Raw genomic sequence first — 16,467 nt, 5'->3', positions numbered from 1 at the left:
TACAGATATAGAAAAAATAAAAAAGAAAGCTGAGATTTCACTCCCAACTCTCTTCATTGTTTAAACAAAAAATCCGATTTATACTACTGACCAGATTTAAATCTTCAATTTATTTCTCAATGCTGCAGCTCTAGCCCCGATTACTTTGTCAGCTAATTTAGACTTTAAGATTAAGTATCCATAAACCACTAATCCAACAAAAGCCACCACTAATACGATCACTAAGGCTAAGAGTCTGTCACTTTCTGGAATAAAGAGATACATAAACTCTTTCACTCCTACAGCCACAATAGCCATGATCAAAGAGAAAATTGTAATCAACAATGTTCTTCTAGATAACAAACCTAAATCGAAAGGTTCAGTTTCATACATTGCACGAATGATAAATAAAGAAGAAACTCCAAATCCAACAATAGTAGACATGATCATTCCGTGTGTTTGGAAATAATCTATCAAAGGATACTGTAAAATCAATTTAATAATCATCCCAAAAAACAAACCGTTCATTGCTGCTTTTGGACGATTAGCAGACATGATCATAATGCTGACAACTGTATACAATCCTAAGAAAATTGTCATGATAGCAGACCATTGCGTGATGCTGGTACCAAAATCATCGTGCTGATAAAAAACAGTGTATAAAGGTTCAGCGACAGCAGCCATTCCTATCGATGCCGGAACAATGATCAGCAACAGCAATTGGATGCTGTTATTAAACTGTCTGCTCAATCCTTTATGGTCTTTTTTAGCCATCAAACTGCTGATCAAAGGTACTGATGTAATGGCCATCGAGCTTCCAAAGGAAAGAACGATCATAATCAGTTTATGGGCATTTGCAGCTGCTACACCATATGTCCGTTGAATTTGAAGTGGAGTATAGTCACTGACGCTCTTCATGATCGAATCATATGTAAATTGATCAATCAACTGTGCAATAGTGATTCCTGCTCCAATGATGATAAAAGGAATAGCTGTTTTAACAATCGACAATAATATTTGATTAGTAGATACAGTCACATTATTTGGACTTTGTTCTGCTGCTTCTTTTGTATTGAGTTGTTTTTTCCATACGACATAAACCAAATACGCCATACTCGCTAACGCTCCCACAAAAGCTCCAAACGTAGACATTGAAACAGCATCTACTACAGAACCATCGAACACTTGACGAATCAAAAATACAGAAGCAAGCATGAAAATGACCCGTACAATTTGTTCAAGGACTTGTGAAATAGCTGAAGGTGCCATTGTTTGATACCCTTGAATGTATCCCCTAGTCACACTCATCGTTGGAATCAACAATAATGCTACAGACAACGTACGAATGACTTGAGTTCCATCAGCTGCAGAAGCCGTTGGACTATTGGCTGCTATGAAAGGAGCTAACAAGAACATCACTATAGCAGAAACAAGTCCCGTTATGGACATGACTTGCAACCCTCTTTTATAGATATCGCGGCTGATTCCGTACTCTCCGATAGAATTATAATGAGAAACTTGCTTTGCAATTGCTGAAGGCACACCAGCTGTCGCGATACTCAGAAACAATGCATAGGGGGTATATCCGACATTATATAAGGCATTAGCTGCATCGGCAGTTGTTTTGTCGCCCATCCAAGCCATCCAAGGAACGATATATAATGCTCCTAACAACCTGGAAATTATACTAGCGGCAGACATCCAAGCAGAACCAGATAACATTTTACTTTGTGTATCACTTTCAGCCTGTCTTGTTTTTTTATTTATCATTTCATTTGACATTCATAAGCCTACTCTCAAAATATTTGCTAGCTTACATTCTACTTATAAAATCTATAAGATGCAACGTCTAAAAAGCTAGCTCATTTAAATTTAATTCTTTTTTAACGACTTTGAAGCAATAAAGACAATTTTCATAGACTTTTTCGACTCATTCGCTCGCAAAAAGCAGGGAAAAACCCTGCTTTTTATGAACACTTATCCTTTTGCCAACAATAAAGCCATTTCTTTATCTGTCAATTCAAAATCGAATACGTCTATATTTTCTTCCAATCGATTGGAATTTGCCGTTTTAGGAATGGGGATCATTCCTCTTTGGATGTTCCATCGCAACGCAATTTGTGCAGGAGTTTTCTGATATTTCTCTGCTAATTGCTGAATATCTTGGTCACTGAGGATCCCCCCATGATGAAGAGGACTGTATGCCATAGAACGGATATTTTCTTTCTCGCAAAACACGCGCAGCTGCTCTTGTCCTTGCCCAGGATAGCACGAATATTGATTGATGACGGGTTTGATATCTGCCATTTTTAACAAATCGATCAACTGCTCCGGACTGAAATTGGACACTCCAATAGCTTTTGCTTTCCCACTATAATAGATTTCCTCTAAGGCTTTCCATGTGGCTACATTTTCTCTATCACTATCCGGCCAATGAATCAAGACTACGTCGACTGCATCTAATTTAAGTGCTTCATAACTTTTGGCAAAAGCTCTAAGTGTTTTAGAAAACCCCATATCGGTTTTCCGAATTTTGGTGATTACAGTTATCTCTTCGCGTGGGATTCCTTCGTCTACAGCTCTTCTGATTGCCCTTCCTACTTCTTTTTCATTTTCATACATAGATGCAGTATCGATCAGTCGATACCCTTTTTTCAAAGCTTTGTACACGATTTCTTCAGCGCTTGTTCCTTTCAATGGGTGAGTTCCCAACCCAATCAGAGGGATTTCCTGATCATTGTTCAGCGTAGTCGTCATTCTCACATGTTGCTTCATTTGTCTCTCCTCCTTAGCTAGCTGGAGCTTTTTTAGTTAGAGTATGCAAGGACTTTTTTATTTCCGTTTTCTTTTTTCTGTCATCAAATATACCGACAGCAAAGGCTGCTGAAATAGCAAACCAAGATCCAGCTTCCACTTTTCTCCCCCTAAGGCCACTCGTTTGGAGCTCTTAAAAACAAAAAAACGTGCTATTACTCTTTATAAGAATAATAGCACATTTGTTGTTAAAAAAAGAATATTAATCCTTTAGTCAAAAGTGGTTTCTTTCTATAGCATCTTAGTCTAGTTAGCTACGATATTAACTAATTTCCCAGGTACTACAATCACTTTACGGATCGTTTTGCCTTCTAAATACTGTTGGATCTTTTCATCGTCCATTGCCAGTTTCTCTAAATCATCTTTAGAAATCATTTTAGAGACTTGGACTTTTGATCTCAACTTGCCGTTCACTTGGAAGACAACTTCGATTTCATCTTTTTCCAAATATTTTTCATCATATACAGGCCATGCCTCATAAGAGACACCTTCTGTTGAACCAGTCACTCTTTGCCACAATTCTTCTCCCACATGTGGTGCGATAGGAGCCAGCATCTGGATCAGTCCTTTGATGTATTCAACAGGAAGAGCTTCAGCTTTATATGCTTCATTGACGAATACCATCAACTGAGAAATAGCTGTATTAAAGCGTAAGGCTTCAAAATCTTCAGTGACTTTTTTTACGGTTTGGTGATACACCACGTCTAGTTTTCCATCGTTGAAATTAGTAACGCGGTCGCGCAATTTATCCTCTTCATCAATGATCAAACGCCATACACGGTCTAAGAATTTGCGGCTTCCCTCAAGTCCATTTTCGCTCCATGCAATTGAAGCATCTAATGGCCCCATGAACATTTCATAAACACGCAATGTATCTGCGCCGAATTCTTCTACTACATCATCCGGATTAACAACATTTCCTTTTGATTTAGACATTTTCTCATTATTTTCTCCCAGGATCATTCCTTGGTTGAATAGTTTTTGGTACGGTTCTTTAGTTGGAACTACACCAATATCGTATAAGAATTTGTGCCAGAAGCGTGCGTACAATAAATGCAATACAGCATGCTCTGCTCCACCAATATAAATATCAACTGGAAGCCATTGTTTTAGTTTTTCAGGATCAGCTAATTGTTCCGTATTATGCGGATCGATGTAACGCAAGTGGTACCATGAACTACCTGCCCATTGCGGCATCGTATTCGTATCCCTTTTTCCTTTTTTACCGGTTTCCGGATCAACTACATTGACCCATTCTGTAATATTTGCAAGTGGAGACTCTCCTGTTCCGCTAGGTTTGATTTCTGTCGTCACCGGCAAAATCAACGGTAATTCATTTTCTGGAATAGTCGTTGTTGTTCCATCTTCCCAATGAATCACTGGAATAGGCTCTCCCCAATAACGTTGACGAGCGAATAACCAGTCGCGCAAGCGGTATGTCGTTTCCTTTTTACCGATTCCTTTTTCTTCCAACCAGGCATTCATTTTCTCGATAGCTTCTTCTTTTTTAAGCCCATCTAAGAATTCCGAATTGATGTGGACGCCATCTTCCGTAAAAGCTTCTTTTGAAATATCGCCACCTTCTAAAACGGGAAGAATTTCTAAACCAAATTTCGTCGCAAATTCCCAGTCACGTTGATCATGTGCTGGAACAGCCATAATAGCTCCTGTTCCGTATGAAGCTAATACATAGTCTGCAATCCAGATTGGCATTTCTTTTCCGTTTACCGGATTGATTGCATAAGCTCCTGTAAAAACTCCTGATTTGTCTTTGTTTAAATCTGTACGGTCCAAATCACTTTTCAGACTGCTGTCTTTGATATAGGCTTCAACAGCTGATTTTTGCTCTGGCCTAGTGATCTTTTCAACCAAATCAGACTCCGGAGCCAAAACAGCATAGGTTGCTCCAAAAAGAGTATCCGGTCTAGTAGTAAACACAGTAAACTCTTCATCAGAATCTTTTACAGCAAAATCAACATTTGCTCCAACAGATTTACCGATCCAGTTTCGCTGCATATCTTTGATATTTTCTGGCCAGTCTACTAATTCCAAATCTTCTAGTAAACGATCTGCATAAGCAGTGATTTTCAGCATCCATTGTTTCATGGGTTTACGGTAGACAGGGTGTCCACCACGTTCACTTTTACCATCAATAACTTCTTCATTTGCCAAAACGGTTCCTAATGCAGGACACCAGTTTACAGCTACTTCAGCTTCATAAGCCAAGCCTTTTTCGTACAATTTTGTAAAGATCCATTGTGTCCATTTGTAATATTCTGGATCAGTCGTATTGATTTCACGATCCCAGTCTAAACTGAATCCTAATGATTGGATCTGACGTTTGAATGTTTGAATATTTTTAGCGGTAAATTCTGCTGGGTCGTTCCCTGTATCTAGAGCATACTGTTCAGCCGGCAAACCAAAGGCATCCCATCCCATTGGATGCAATACGTTGTACCCTTGTGCGCGTTTCATTCGAGAAAGAATATCTGTAGCTGTATATCCTTCTGGGTGACCTACATGCAGCCCTGAACCTGATGGGTAGGGGAACATGTCCATTGCATAAAAGTTATTTTTGTCAGACTCTTCTGTCGCACGGAATGTTTTATTATCATCCCAGTATTGTTGCCATTTTTTTTCAATAGTCTTATGATTAAAACTCATGATTGTTTGCTCCTTCTTAAAAAAATTATAAAAAAAATCGTCCTAAAGCACAAAGTCGTTTCCTTCTCTGTGCTTTAGGACGAACTCAAATTCTCAGTCGTGGTACCACCTAAATTTACTGCTTGTAACATACAGCAGCCTCATCATATCCTTAACGCGGATGAAACGTCTTTGCTTAATTGAATCCTTTCTCAGCAAAGCGACTCCGAAGGCGAGTTCAAAATGTATCTCTATGCATTTGCACCAACCATGCACTCTCTAAAAAAGGGACATTTCTACTATTCCTTATCACTGTCTTTTAACTATTGGCTTTATTCTAACAAATTCCTCTACCAGAATCAATGCTTTTTCTGTGTATCTAGAAAAGCAACATTTAAGATCTTCAAATAGAATGTTGATTTTAATAATCTCCATAAATATTACAAAAAAGATAAACCACTTAACTAGAAGTTAATGACAATTAAAGAGCAGAAATTGGAATTGCTAACGAAGATTAGTATAATAGTGTTAGATTAAACAAACGAGGAGGATTCTAATGATTACAAAAAACACAAGTGGTTTTGAATGGAAAAATTTTTTGCTAGCTGTTTTATTTTTCATTGCATTTTGGGTTAGTATTAACAATCCTATTTCAACATTAGTTACTTTAGGTATAGTATTCGGGGTTATCGCGATTGTACAAGGTATCCATGCACTCGAGCTTTATTTCGAAATAAGAAAAAGTAATGATATTAATCCTTGGTATCTTATATTAATAGGTATTATCGATAGTCTCGTTGGTTTCTATCTTGTATTTAATCCTTCCATCAGCATTACGTTTATTCCAATACTATTCGCTGTTTGGTTCATGATTGATTCAGTTATGAACATCTTATTAGCATTTAGACTAAAAGAAGTAAGCAATACTTGGTTCTGGATACGTCTTTTATTAGGTATTATAGGAGTTATTGTGGGGTTATCCTTAATCGGAAATATACTAATAGCACTTGTTTCTGTAACATACCTTATTGCTTTTTATTTCCTTACTGCAGGTGTTATTAAGTTAATCGATGCCTTTGTATAAATAGTAAGATCCACAAAAATAGATAATGAGAAAGCGCCAGAAAGTTCCACTTATTTCTGGTGCTTTTTTCTTAGCACAGTAACGCGCTTCAATATTGTCTTCATACTAGAATAGAAAGATTGCATAAACTGTATTATGTATCATAAAATGGAAATAGTAATTAATAGACTAAATGATATTTATGATAAGTTGTGACGATTAATATTTTTTGAAATGAGGAACAAAAATGGAAAATCAGTATCAATTATACGAGCATAAAGCGCAATACTATGAAACAGATCAAATGGGCATCATTCATCATTCCAATTATATCCGCTGGTTCGAAGAAGCAAGAACCGATTTAATGGATCAAATTGGTTTTGGGTATGATCAAATGGAGAAACGCGGCATTGTTGTTCCTGTACTTAGTGTTAATTGCGAATACAAGTCAATGGTCCATTACAACGACCATGTTTATATCATTCCAAAAATCGAAGTTTTCAATGGGATTCGTTTGCAGATTTCTTATCATGTTATCGACAAACAAACGAATGAACTGCGTGCTGTAGGCGAGAGCAAACATTGTTTCTTAAGCGGTACAAATCGTCCTGTTTCATTGAAGAAAATAGACCCGGAATTATTTGAGTTGTTTGACCGCTATACCGGAAAAAATTTCAGTTCAATAGACTAGCGGTTCTTTTTATTGTGAATAGGAGGCAAACAAATGATTACTATCGGTCTGACTGGATGGAACGATCATCCTTTAATTGAAATAAATCGAAAAACCAAGCTGGAAGACTATGCTAGTCATTTTCCCTTTGTGGAGATGGACACAAGCTTCTACGCTATCCCACCGGAAAAAAATATTCTCAGTTGGAATCAAAGAGTACCTGAATCTTTCCAGTTTATTCCTAAAGCTTATCAGGCTATGACTCAACATAAAAACTGGTTCGATGATTTCCCCAGTGAAGAAGCGATGTTCTCAGTTTTTTTGAATCGTTTCGCACCTTTATTAAAAGAGAATCATGTGAAAGCTTTTTTATTTCAATTTCCACCCTATTTTGGTTGCACAACTATAAATAAAGAGTACTTAAAACAAGTCAGATGCTGGATGAAAGACGCACCAATAGCGATAGAATTCCGAAATTCTAGTTGGTACAGTGAGAAAAATAAAGATGCCACTCTCACCTTTTTGACCCAACATCACTTCATCCATACAGTAGTGGATCAGCCGCAAACACCAAACAACAGTGTTCCTCTCGTTGTAAAAAGTACTCATCCAGAGTTGACACTTTTACGACTCCATGGAAGGAATTTTGAAGGTTGGCAAGGGAGCAATGTCCTCAACTGGCGAGAAGAAAGAACTCTTTATGAATACAGGCCAAAAGAACTGCAACAGCTCGCTGAAATAGCTTTATCGTTGGAAAAAGAAAGTCGTGAAGTCGCCATTATTTTCAACAACAATTCCGGCGGACACGCTGCAAAAAACGCGAAAGAATTGCAGTCTATATTAGGTGTTGATTTTACCGGATTAGCTCCTCAGCAACTAAATTTATTTTGATTTTTTCAAACAAAAGACTCCATTTTCGATGAGTATTCTTCATCAAAAATGGAGTCTTTTCTGTTACTCTCTCGCTAACTTCTTTTTATGAGAAAGCATCGGAGTTATACGATGCGTCACTTTTGACCGTTCAACTTTCCTGTGTATCATTCTTTCTAGACGTGGGCGATTATATCGCTGAACAAAAATAAGAGGCAAATTAAATAATACCGCATAACCGATCATGATCCAACCTGCCCAAGTTGGATTCCAAAAAAAGAATAACCCCGCCGGTGGAATCATAGCCCAGTGAGCCAATTCAGCACGCCTAGTTTCAAGAACAAACTTTTCTAGACTAGCAATATCAAATCCTTTTAGATGGGTCTTATCGAATCCTTCTTTAGTGATTTTAGTTCCGTCAGGCAAATAAGGTTTCCAAGTACGGACCCGAAATACCTCTTGCCATATTTCGCCTTCTTTTTCCCATTTTTTGGTAAGAAACCAATAAGCTTTTTCATCCAAAAATTGTTCAGGAACTAGTCGAGCCAACCAAGAAACAGACAAATGAATGCTGTACCAAGCTATAATATCTACCGCAATCGTCAGCCAATCAGCTAAATGAATGAATTGCATTCTCCTTCCTCCTTAACTAAACTTTCAGCTTTCGGCCCTTCCAAGTGACCGTTTTAAAGACATGTATCTGGATCATTGACCAACCAAAAAGTACAATAAAAAATAAGAAAAGGAAAGGATACACCAACAGTATTGAGAAACGGAACTGCCCTACTCTGCCTGCAAACACCTTCAACTGAATCAAATAAAGAATATAAATAATGACACCCAAAAATATCCTGTAACTTACGCTGGAGAATAGAGTGAAGACAAAAAAGATTCCTGATGCAATGCCTCCTGCTATCCAGCAGATAATCAAAAAAAGTATCTTTGGATTGGTGGCTTGAGAGGCTATAGCAAAATTTTTAGACCATCCCTCAATCAGTTGCTTGATTCCATCTGGATACATACGAAAATGGATCACTTTCTTCCCCGCGTACAGATGCAGTGGAAGTCCTGATTCTTGAAATTTCTTTCCTAAAACAAAATCTTCCATAATAGATTCGCGGCTTATTTTGTGACCGCCAACCAAATCATATTGTTCTTTTGTACACATCAAACACGGTCCAAAAGCTCCTGCTTCAATGAAACGATTGCCAAAGATCGTAAAAGCGTTCATTCCTGCTAATACCATAATGTTAAAAATAACTGATGCTTGTTCATATAAAAATTTGACTTGGTGGAACGGCTGAACCGATAAAATTCCATTACAGCCTTGTTTTTCAAATGTTTTGATAAAATGATGCAAACTGTCTTTGCTCTCTAAATAAGTATCTGCGTCCATGAACAACAGACATTCTCCCGTCGCAACCTCAGCTCCTCTAGAACAAGCTGCTCCTTTGCCTATGGAGGAGTCTCCTGGCTGCTTTTCTACTAATTCAGCTCCATACGCTCTAGCCACTTCGATCGTATCATCTGTGGAATTGTCATCTGATACGATGATTTCTTTAGGCCTGAATTTTTGCTGCTGCAAAGTTTTTAATAAAATAGGCAAATTTTCCGCTTCGTTTCTCGCAGGAATAATAATCGATAGAGATAGGTTTCCTTTAAGGTCTGTTGATCGATCAAACAGAAAGGGAACTTTGTAAAAAGCTGCCCATCCTGCCAACCATGTAAAACATAAAAATATCAAACTCCCTATGACCACTCAAACGCCTCCTAAAAAAGTCTCTTGCGGAGTTTCTTCAATAAATTTAATTGTTTTAATCGATAAGGCGGGTATTGTTGAGAAAGGCTTTTTGTGTTCTTTTGGTAATAAAACACTTTTTGAAAGCTGAACATCTCAAAACTGGCAAACCCATGATAAGCACCGAACCCGCTCTCCTTCAATCCTCCAAATGGAATTTCAGCGTGTGCGGCATGTCGGATCACTTGATTCAAACTAAATGCACTGCTGCGAATCTCTTGCTCCAAATAACGAATCTTATCTTGATTTTTACTAAAAATGTAAGCTGCTAATGGGACAGGTTGCTGATTAAGTTCATTCGTCAACTCTTGAATCGATGAGTAAGGAATGACAGGCATAATTGGGCCAAATATTTCTTCTTTCATCATAGCACTCTCTTCAGGCAAATCAACCAATATCGTAGGTTCTAAATAACGTTCAGTAAGATTGTAACGCCCACCATAATAGACAGTTCCCTGATTCAAAAAGTCGATTTGTTTTTTCAGCTGTTCTTGGTGGATGATCCGACTATAATCTTGGCTTTGTTCAGGATTTTTTCCATAAAACGTTTCGATGCACTCTGCTGCTTCTGATAAAAATTGAGTGTAAATCGATTCGTGCACATAAATCGTGTCAGGTGCAATACACGTTTGCCCTGCGTTCACAAATTTCCCCCAAATGATTTGACGTATAGTTTCTTTAGTCAAACCTGTCTCATCAACAATACAAGGATTTTTCCCTCCCAGTTCCAATACCACTGGAATTTGCTTCTCTGCAGCTGCTTGATGAACGATTTTTCCAACTCGCTTGCTGCCAGTAAAAAAAATAAAATCCCAATCTAATGTCAGTAGGCTTTCTGCAACACGACTATCTCCTTCAATAACAGTTACTTCTTCTGGTTCAAAGTACTCTTTCACCAATTCAGCCAATAACCGGCCGGTTGCAGAAGCAAATTCAGAAGGTTTTATCACACAGCTGTTTCCTGCCGCTAATGCACCTATCACAGGCATTAAGGTCAATTGAAGCGGATAGTTCCAAGGAGACAGCACGAGAACTGATCCGTAAGGCTGAGAACGCAAAACAGATTTAGCTGCACCGCTTAAACTGATATGAGTCAATTTCTTCGGCTTCATCCATTTGTTTAATTTATGAGTGACTTTATCGATTTCATTCAACAAAAGAGCTAATTCAGAAGTATAGCTCTCAATAGGCGATTTACCTAAATCTCTATTGAGTACCTCCATCCAAGATCGTTCGTTTTCGACCAACATTCTTTTCATCCGTTTCAATCGATCTAGTCGTTCTTTGTAGGAATGGTTTTCGTTTCTTCCAGAATAGCTCTTTTGTTTTCTCACTAGATCATGGGAATCTTCTACATTAAAATTATCCATTTCCTTCTTCCTTCTTTACAATCTTATCTCTCACTTGTTGCCCGCTGAGTGTGACCATTGGCATTCCGCCTCCTGGATTAACTGTTCCTCCAACAAAATAAAGGTTCTCATAAAGTTCGCTCTGCTTAGGATGTTTGAATCCGTGATTTTTCTTGCGATTGGACACTGTTCCGTAAATAGCACCCTTATGGGATAAATAATTTTCTTTGATATCTTCTGGTGTCCACATATTTTCGGTTACGATGTTCTTTCTTAAGTCCGTCAATCCCATTTTTTCCAACTTGATGAGAACTCTTTCTCGAAACTCCAAATATTCTTCTTTTGTAAAGGGTTTTTCCTGTAAATGAGGGATGTGAGGCAGTACTTTAATATTTTCATGCCCTGGCAATGTTTGGTCTGGATCTGACTTGTTTACATTCACCAAATAAATCGTTGGATCATCTGGTAAAACTCGTTCATGAAAAACTTGCTGAAAGTTCTTTTTGGAGTCATTTGAAAAGAAAAAGTTGTGATGTGCTAGTTGAGGGTAGCTGGCTTTTACACCTAAGTGCAGCACCAAACCTGAACTAGCTGGTTCAAATTTATCTTCTAATTTTTCAACAAATTGATCCTTTTCTGCCAGCAACTCTTCATAAGCAGGGATAACTTCCATATTTGAAACAAAGTAATCGGCTTTTAGACTAGTTCCATCTTCCAATTCAGCCGCTGATATTTTCTTATTTTCATCAGTTACTAGTTTCACTATTTTTTTCCCTGTATGAAATTCAACCCCAATTTCCCTGCCCAACCTGACGATTCCTTCGGCAATTCTTTGCATACCGCCTGGTACATACCATACTCCTTGTTTGTGCTGCATGTAAGCCATCATGTTTAGAACTGCTGGAGCATCATAAGGCGAAGAGCCAACATATTTGATAAAATACGCCAACATATCTCGAAACTTTTGATTGTGGATACGTTTAGCAATTCCATCGTACATCGAAGAGAAAAAATCAAAACTTTTTATTGATTCTACTACTCCGTGATGGCGAATAACTTCCATTGTTTTATCTAATCCTTCAGCAAAATACCCTTTTTCTGTCACATCGTAGATTTGTTTTGCATATTCCAAAAACTCTTCATATTCTTCCATATCCTTGGAACTCAAAGCTGAATTTTCTTTGGCCATTTTTTCCAAATCACCATACAAATCGATGATCGTCCCATCTGGAAAAAAAGAACGCCATTCATGGTCTAAACGAACAGTTGGAATATAATCGTCCATCTTTCGATTGCTTTCGGTAAATAAACGATCAAATATATGCGGCATAGTCAGTATTGAAGGCCCTAAATCAAATCCGAATCCGTCTTGTTCAGCTCGGTTCAGCTTTCCGCCCAGGTGGTGATTTTTTTCATATAAGGAGACTTTGAATCCTCTTTGAGCTAAGGAAACGGCTGCAGAAAGTCCACCTAGTCCGCCTCCAATAACGACTACTGATTTTTGTTGTTTTCCCATCTTGTCACCCTCGCTGCTAGTTGTATTTTCTGTTGTACTCATCGTGATTGTGTTGCGAATTAACCTTCTGTTACTTGGTTGAAGAAGCGTCTAGATTCTCGTTGTATTTTATTCATTTCCAGAGGTGAAACATAATTTTTGGTCTGCAAGCAGTTGTACTGATTTCTTCTGACTGCATTCAATATTCCCCTGTAAACATCTGCTGATATCAGGACTGGCAATCGACTTTCTTTGTCAAACAACTGAATCTCTTTTCTAAACGAATCATATAATTTTTCTGCTCTATGGGCCAAGCTTTCCCATATGCGGATAAATGATTCATTTACTTGACCACGAATCAAATCTTCTTTACTAAATTTTTCTTGAGAGAGAATTTGGTTCGGCAAATAAACCCGCTTATTGTCCTTCCAATCTTCTCCTACATCTCTTAATATATTTGTGATCTGCATAGCTACTCCTAAAGAAATCGCACTTGCTTTTGCTGCTTCTTTATTATCTTTTGCTATAATAGGCAACAACATCAACCCTACCGTTCCAGCAACGTAATAGCTGTATTCTTCTAAATCCCCTAAAGTTTGAGGAGAAACAAAATCAATATCCATTTTTTGTCCTTTAAGCTGATCATAAAAAGGCTCAATATCCATATCAAATCGTTCAAACACATCTGCTAGTGCACGCCACATTGGAGTATCAACAGCATTTCCGTTTTCAAATGCTTTTAATTCATTCTCCAATCGAGTGATGTTAAGACGTTGTTTCGCAGAGTCTTTTACTGTATCTACTGTGTCGTCTGCGAATCTGCAAAATGTATAAATGGCATAAATCGCTTGCGCCTTTTCTTTAGGCAACTTTGAAAAAGCATAATAAAAGCTTTTCGAATGCTTTTTTATGATTTTTTCACAATAGAGATAATCTTCTTGCAAGGTCATTTCTATAGGCTTCCTCATTATTTTTCTCCCCTTGGCTGTAAATCTTTACCATATGATCAATGAAAACAAAAAATTGTCTTCATTGATCAAATAAGTAATTTTATTTGTCATCAAGCATTAATTCTTCAGTGGCGATTTTGGCTGACAGCAATACGATAGGAACTCCAGCGCCTGGATGAGTACTGCTTCCTGTAAAGTAAAGGTTCTCACATTGCTTTGCTTTACTTTGCGGACGAAAATGATTGCTTTGCAATAAACTTGGTTGCAGACCAAAACAAGCTCCGTTGTAAGCATTGAACTTAGATTCAAAATCCAGTGGTGTGATGTAAGATTCAGAAACGATTTCCTGCTCTACGTTCTCGAAACCTGGCAAGTTCTTCAATGATTTCAGTGCTTTCTCTCGGTAATATTGAGTCGTTTCATCTGTCCACTCATATTTAGCTGTGGACAATTCTGAAACCGGCATCAATACATATAAGCCATCTTTATCTTTTGGTGCCAAAGAAGAATCTATTTTAGAACCCATATATAAGTAAATTGACGGGTCATTCAACTTGTCTCCATTAAAGATTTGATCTATATTCTCGTCTAGATTTTTTGAAAAGACAAAGTTATGAATATTTGAAATTTCTTCATATTTACGATCCATACCTAAATAAAGAATAAAACAAGAACAAGAATATTTCATACTATCGATTTTTTTATCGGTATATTTCCCTTTTGCTTTCGGTTCCTTCACCAATTTTTTCATAGCATAAGGAAAATCAGCATTACACATAACAAAATCAGACAGAACTTCACGATCAGCTAATCTGATTCCTTTCGCTTGCTGGTTTTCAATCAGTATTTCTTGTACTGGGGAGTTGTAATGAACCTTTCCTCCCAGCTCAAGAAATAGTTTTTCCATAGATTCTGCCATAGTATGCATTCCGCCCTTAATGAACCATACTCCATAAAGCAACTCAATCATTGGAATAATTGTATACAATGACGGTCCGCTCTTTGGGGACAATCCAATGTAAAGAGTTTGGAAGCTGAGCATTTGTCTTAAACGATCATCTTTAACGTATTTGCTGATCATATGGTCTGCACTATCGAATGTTTTCAACTTCAATGCTTGCTTGATCGTGGATGGATTGTAAAAATCTTTTGCATTACGAAAAGGGCGTTGCAAAAAATGGTCTTTAGCGACAATAAATCTTTCGTAAATATCGGTCAAATAACGAAGAAAACCTTGTGCATCTTCATCACTGATATCTTCCATCGTTTTTATCAGTGAAACTAAGTCAGATGATACATCGAACTTTTCTTTACCATCATCAAAAAACGCCGCGTACATAGGGTCTAAACGCTGCATTGGAATGTAGTCGTCTGGATCTCGTCCAGTCAATTCGAACACTTCTCGATACAGTTCTGGCATCATAACAAGACTTGGACCTAAATCAAAACGGTACCCGTCTTTTTCAATCAGATTCATTTTCCCGCCTGGTATTCCTTCTTTTTCATATAAAGTAACATCATAACCCGCGTGTTGAAGGCGTACAGCGCTGGCTAGTCCAGCAACTCCAGCTCCAATAACACTTACCGTTTTATTCTTCTTCATGTTTTCCCTCACTTATGTTTGTCTTAACAACTTTTTTCCAAATGTGCTAACTGCTCAGTTCGGTCCAGCTCACTATTGATTTCTTTTAAATTTTCTATCAACTGATCTCCATCTACGTCTATTCGATTGCATTGCATGACTTCCTTCAAGATACTCAAAGAAATCGCTCGTTTTTCATTCTTTGATTTTTCAGTTAATGTTACTACAACAGCTCTTTTGTCATTAAGAGAAGTCTCTTTCATGATCCAGCCATGATCAGATAAACGGTTTAATATCGGATTTAAAGTCCCGATAGACATGCCTAAGCGTTCGCTAATGTCTTTAACGTAGACACTATCGTCTTCCCACAACGCAAGCAATACCAAGTATTGAGGAAAAGTCAGTTCAAATGGTTTTAAAGCCCGCTTGTAGAGTTTTGAAAGCCCGTTTGCAGCCTTATATACTTCAAAACACAATTGATCCTCTAGTGAACGGTCAAAAATTGATTCATCCATTCTGCTCTCTCCTTTTTTCTTACCACTTCTATTACATTCAATACTTCGCGTATTAATTTTCACGCAACGTCAACGTTCCATCTTTCATCACATAAACTTTATCGCATTTGTCAATTAAACGTTCATCATGAGTGACCATGATCGTAGCTTTTTGTTTGTTTTTGGTTTCTCTGGCTAGAATATCTACCACTTCAAAAGCTCTTTCTGAATCTAAACTTGCTGTCGGTTCGTCCGCCAAGATAACAGATGGGTCATGATATAAAGCACGAGCAATGGCTACCCGTTGTCGCTCCCCGCCTGATAAGTCACTTGGATAACTTCTTTCCAATCGCAAAACATCTAATTCTTCTAATAAACTATCCGCTTGTTCTTTTTCCATTTTGGTTTTTTCGACTTTATTGACTAATCTTAACTGGTCGCGAACATTTAAGAATGGCACCAAGTTAGAAGCCTGCAGGATAAATCCAATTTCTTTAAAGCGCAATGCTGCCCTTTTTTTCTCTTCTTCTTCACTAAAAGGATTTTCCCGAATCAATACTTTACCCTCAGTTGGAGTTTGCAGACCACCAATGATCGTTAATAATGTGCTTTTCCCTGAACCACTCGGTCCAATGATCGCAACAAACTCTCCAGCTTCAACAGAAAAATTCGTTTCTTTTAACGCTTCGATTTCTGTACGTCCTTCTCCAAAACGTTTAGAAACATTTTTACATTCGATTAATTTCATATTATTTTCCTC

General features: G+C 37.7%; 15 protein-coding genes and 1 other annotated feature. Of the genes, 3 read left to right on the top strand and 12 right to left on the bottom strand.

Features of this window, described 5'->3' with window-relative positions:
* Positions 1 to 96: 96 nt before the first annotated feature.
* The 4 genes from ACE025_RS01670 to leuS all read right to left on the bottom strand — a co-directional run bounded on the left by ACE025_RS01670 (position 97) and on the right by leuS (position 5,457).
* Complete coding sequence (locus tag ACE025_RS01670) at positions 97 to 1,761, bottom strand: putative polysaccharide biosynthesis protein (RefSeq protein WP_485936826.1); 1,665 nt, start codon at positions 1,759 to 1,761, stop codon at positions 97 to 99.
* Positions 1,762 to 1,956: 195 nt separating this feature from the next.
* Entirely contained in the window at positions 1,957 to 2,754 is a 798-nt protein-coding gene (locus ACE025_RS01665; RefSeq protein ID WP_485936824.1) for an aldo/keto reductase, read from the bottom strand.
* Positions 2,755 to 2,767: 13 nt separating this feature from the next.
* The gene (locus ACE025_RS01660) at positions 2,768 to 2,893 is read right to left on the bottom strand and encodes a hypothetical protein (protein WP_485936822.1); all 126 of its coding nucleotides are present in this window, start codon (positions 2,891 to 2,893) and stop codon (positions 2,768 to 2,770) included.
* A gap of 146 nt (positions 2,894 to 3,039) precedes the next feature.
* Positions 3,040 to 5,457: a leucine--tRNA ligase gene (gene leuS / locus ACE025_RS01655; RefSeq protein ID WP_485936820.1), complete on the bottom strand. Its 2,418-nt coding sequence runs from the start codon at positions 5,455 to 5,457 to the stop codon at positions 3,040 to 3,042.
* Between the two features lie 72 nt (positions 5,458 to 5,529).
* Positions 5,530 to 5,758, bottom strand: a binding site (T-box leader).
* Between the two features lie 234 nt (positions 5,759 to 5,992).
* Between leuS and ACE025_RS01650 the strand changes: the two genes are divergently transcribed.
* From ACE025_RS01650 to ACE025_RS01640, 3 genes are all read left to right on the top strand, one after another.
* Entirely contained in the window at positions 5,993 to 6,520 is a 528-nt protein-coding gene (locus tag ACE025_RS01650) for an HdeD family acid-resistance protein (RefSeq protein ID WP_485936818.1), read from the top strand.
* Between the two features lie 226 nt (positions 6,521 to 6,746).
* Complete coding sequence (locus ACE025_RS01645; protein WP_427355655.1) at positions 6,747 to 7,190, top strand: acyl-CoA thioesterase; 444 nt, start codon at positions 6,747 to 6,749, stop codon at positions 7,188 to 7,190.
* 33 nt (positions 7,191 to 7,223) lie between these two features.
* Positions 7,224 to 8,060 carry a DUF72 domain-containing protein gene (locus ACE025_RS01640; RefSeq protein WP_485936815.1) on the top strand — a complete coding sequence of 279 codons (837 nt, stop codon included), beginning with the start codon at positions 7,224 to 7,226 and terminating at the stop codon, positions 8,058 to 8,060.
* Between the two features lie 63 nt (positions 8,061 to 8,123).
* Here ACE025_RS01640 and ACE025_RS01635 read toward each other — a convergent pair whose 3' ends face one another.
* The 8 genes from ACE025_RS01635 to ACE025_RS01600 all read right to left on the bottom strand — a co-directional run bounded on the left by ACE025_RS01635 (position 8,124) and on the right by ACE025_RS01600 (position 16,455).
* Positions 8,124 to 8,672 carry a glycosyl-4,4'-diaponeurosporenoate acyltransferase CrtO family protein gene (locus ACE025_RS01635; protein ID WP_485936813.1) on the bottom strand — a complete coding sequence of 183 codons (549 nt, stop codon included), beginning with the start codon at positions 8,670 to 8,672 and terminating at the stop codon, positions 8,124 to 8,126.
* 16 nt (positions 8,673 to 8,688) lie between these two features.
* Positions 8,689 to 9,798 carry a glycosyltransferase family 2 protein gene (locus ACE025_RS01630; RefSeq protein WP_485936811.1) on the bottom strand — a complete coding sequence of 370 codons (1,110 nt, stop codon included), beginning with the start codon at positions 9,796 to 9,798 and terminating at the stop codon, positions 8,689 to 8,691.
* 11 nt (positions 9,799 to 9,809) lie between these two features.
* Positions 9,810 to 11,207 carry an aldehyde dehydrogenase family protein gene (locus tag ACE025_RS01625; RefSeq protein ID WP_485936809.1) on the bottom strand — a complete coding sequence of 466 codons (1,398 nt, stop codon included), beginning with the start codon at positions 11,205 to 11,207 and terminating at the stop codon, positions 9,810 to 9,812.
* Positions 11,200 to 12,702 (bottom strand): phytoene desaturase family protein, encoded by a 1,503-nt coding sequence (locus tag ACE025_RS01620; RefSeq protein ID WP_485936807.1) that lies wholly within the window; start codon positions 12,700 to 12,702, stop codon positions 11,200 to 11,202. Before ACE025_RS01620 ends, ACE025_RS01625 begins: the two co-directional genes overlap by 8 nt.
* Positions 12,703 to 12,761: 59 nt before the next feature.
* The gene (locus ACE025_RS01615; protein WP_485936805.1) at positions 12,762 to 13,649 is read right to left on the bottom strand and encodes a phytoene/squalene synthase family protein; all 888 of its coding nucleotides are present in this window, start codon (positions 13,647 to 13,649) and stop codon (positions 12,762 to 12,764) included.
* Between the two features lie 82 nt (positions 13,650 to 13,731).
* Positions 13,732 to 15,234, bottom strand: a complete 1,503-nt coding sequence (locus ACE025_RS01610) for a phytoene desaturase family protein (RefSeq protein ID WP_485936803.1) — start codon at positions 15,232 to 15,234, stop codon at positions 13,732 to 13,734.
* A gap of 23 nt (positions 15,235 to 15,257) precedes the next feature.
* The gene (locus ACE025_RS01605) at positions 15,258 to 15,728 is read right to left on the bottom strand and encodes a MarR family winged helix-turn-helix transcriptional regulator (RefSeq protein WP_485936801.1); all 471 of its coding nucleotides are present in this window, start codon (positions 15,726 to 15,728) and stop codon (positions 15,258 to 15,260) included.
* A gap of 52 nt (positions 15,729 to 15,780) precedes the next feature.
* A complete protein-coding gene (locus tag ACE025_RS01600) occupies positions 15,781 to 16,455 on the bottom strand; it encodes an ABC transporter ATP-binding protein (RefSeq protein WP_485936799.1) in 675 nt (224 codons plus the stop codon).
* Positions 16,456 to 16,467 lie beyond the last annotated feature (12 nt).

It is taken from the genome of Desemzia sp. AGC72, assembly GCF_057334175.1.
The sequence above is the reverse complement of the archived record's forward strand: the minus strand, read 5'-3'. Positions and strand labels throughout refer to the sequence as shown.

Bases quoted from the DNA above. Each gene is read 5' to 3' on its own strand.
- ACE025_RS01670 (WP_485936826.1), bottom strand. From the start codon at position 1,761: ATGTCAAATGAAATGATAAATAAAAAAACAAGACAGGCTGAAAGTGAT.
- ACE025_RS01665 (WP_485936824.1), bottom strand. From the start codon at position 2,754: ATGAAGCAACATGTGAGAATGACGACTACGCTGAACAATGATCAGGAA.
- leuS (WP_485936820.1), bottom strand. From the start codon at position 5,457: ATGAGTTTTAATCATAAGACTATTGAAAAAAAATGGCAACAATACTGG.
- ACE025_RS01650 (WP_485936818.1), top strand. From the start codon at position 5,993: ATGATTACAAAAAACACAAGTGGTTTTGAATGGAAAAATTTTTTGCTA.
- ACE025_RS01645 (WP_427355655.1), top strand. From the start codon at position 6,747: ATGGAAAATCAGTATCAATTATACGAGCATAAAGCGCAATACTATGAA.
- ACE025_RS01640 (WP_485936815.1), top strand. From the start codon at position 7,224: ATGATTACTATCGGTCTGACTGGATGGAACGATCATCCTTTAATTGAA.
- ACE025_RS01635 (WP_485936813.1), bottom strand. From the start codon at position 8,672: ATGCAATTCATTCATTTAGCTGATTGGCTGACGATTGCGGTAGATATT.
- ACE025_RS01625 (WP_485936809.1), bottom strand. From the start codon at position 11,207: ATGGATAATTTTAATGTAGAAGATTCCCATGATCTAGTGAGAAAACAA.
- ACE025_RS01620 (WP_485936807.1), bottom strand. From the start codon at position 12,702: ATGGGAAAACAACAAAAATCAGTAGTCGTTATTGGAGGCGGACTAGGT.
- ACE025_RS01615 (WP_485936805.1), bottom strand. From the start codon at position 13,649: ATGAGGAAGCCTATAGAAATGACCTTGCAAGAAGATTATCTCTATTGT.
- ACE025_RS01610 (WP_485936803.1), bottom strand. From the start codon at position 15,234: ATGAAGAAGAATAAAACGGTAAGTGTTATTGGAGCTGGAGTTGCTGGA.
- ACE025_RS01605 (WP_485936801.1), bottom strand. From the start codon at position 15,728: ATGGATGAATCAATTTTTGACCGTTCACTAGAGGATCAATTGTGTTTT.
- ACE025_RS01600 (WP_485936799.1), bottom strand. From the start codon at position 16,455: ATGAAATTAATCGAATGTAAAAATGTTTCTAAACGTTTTGGAGAAGGA.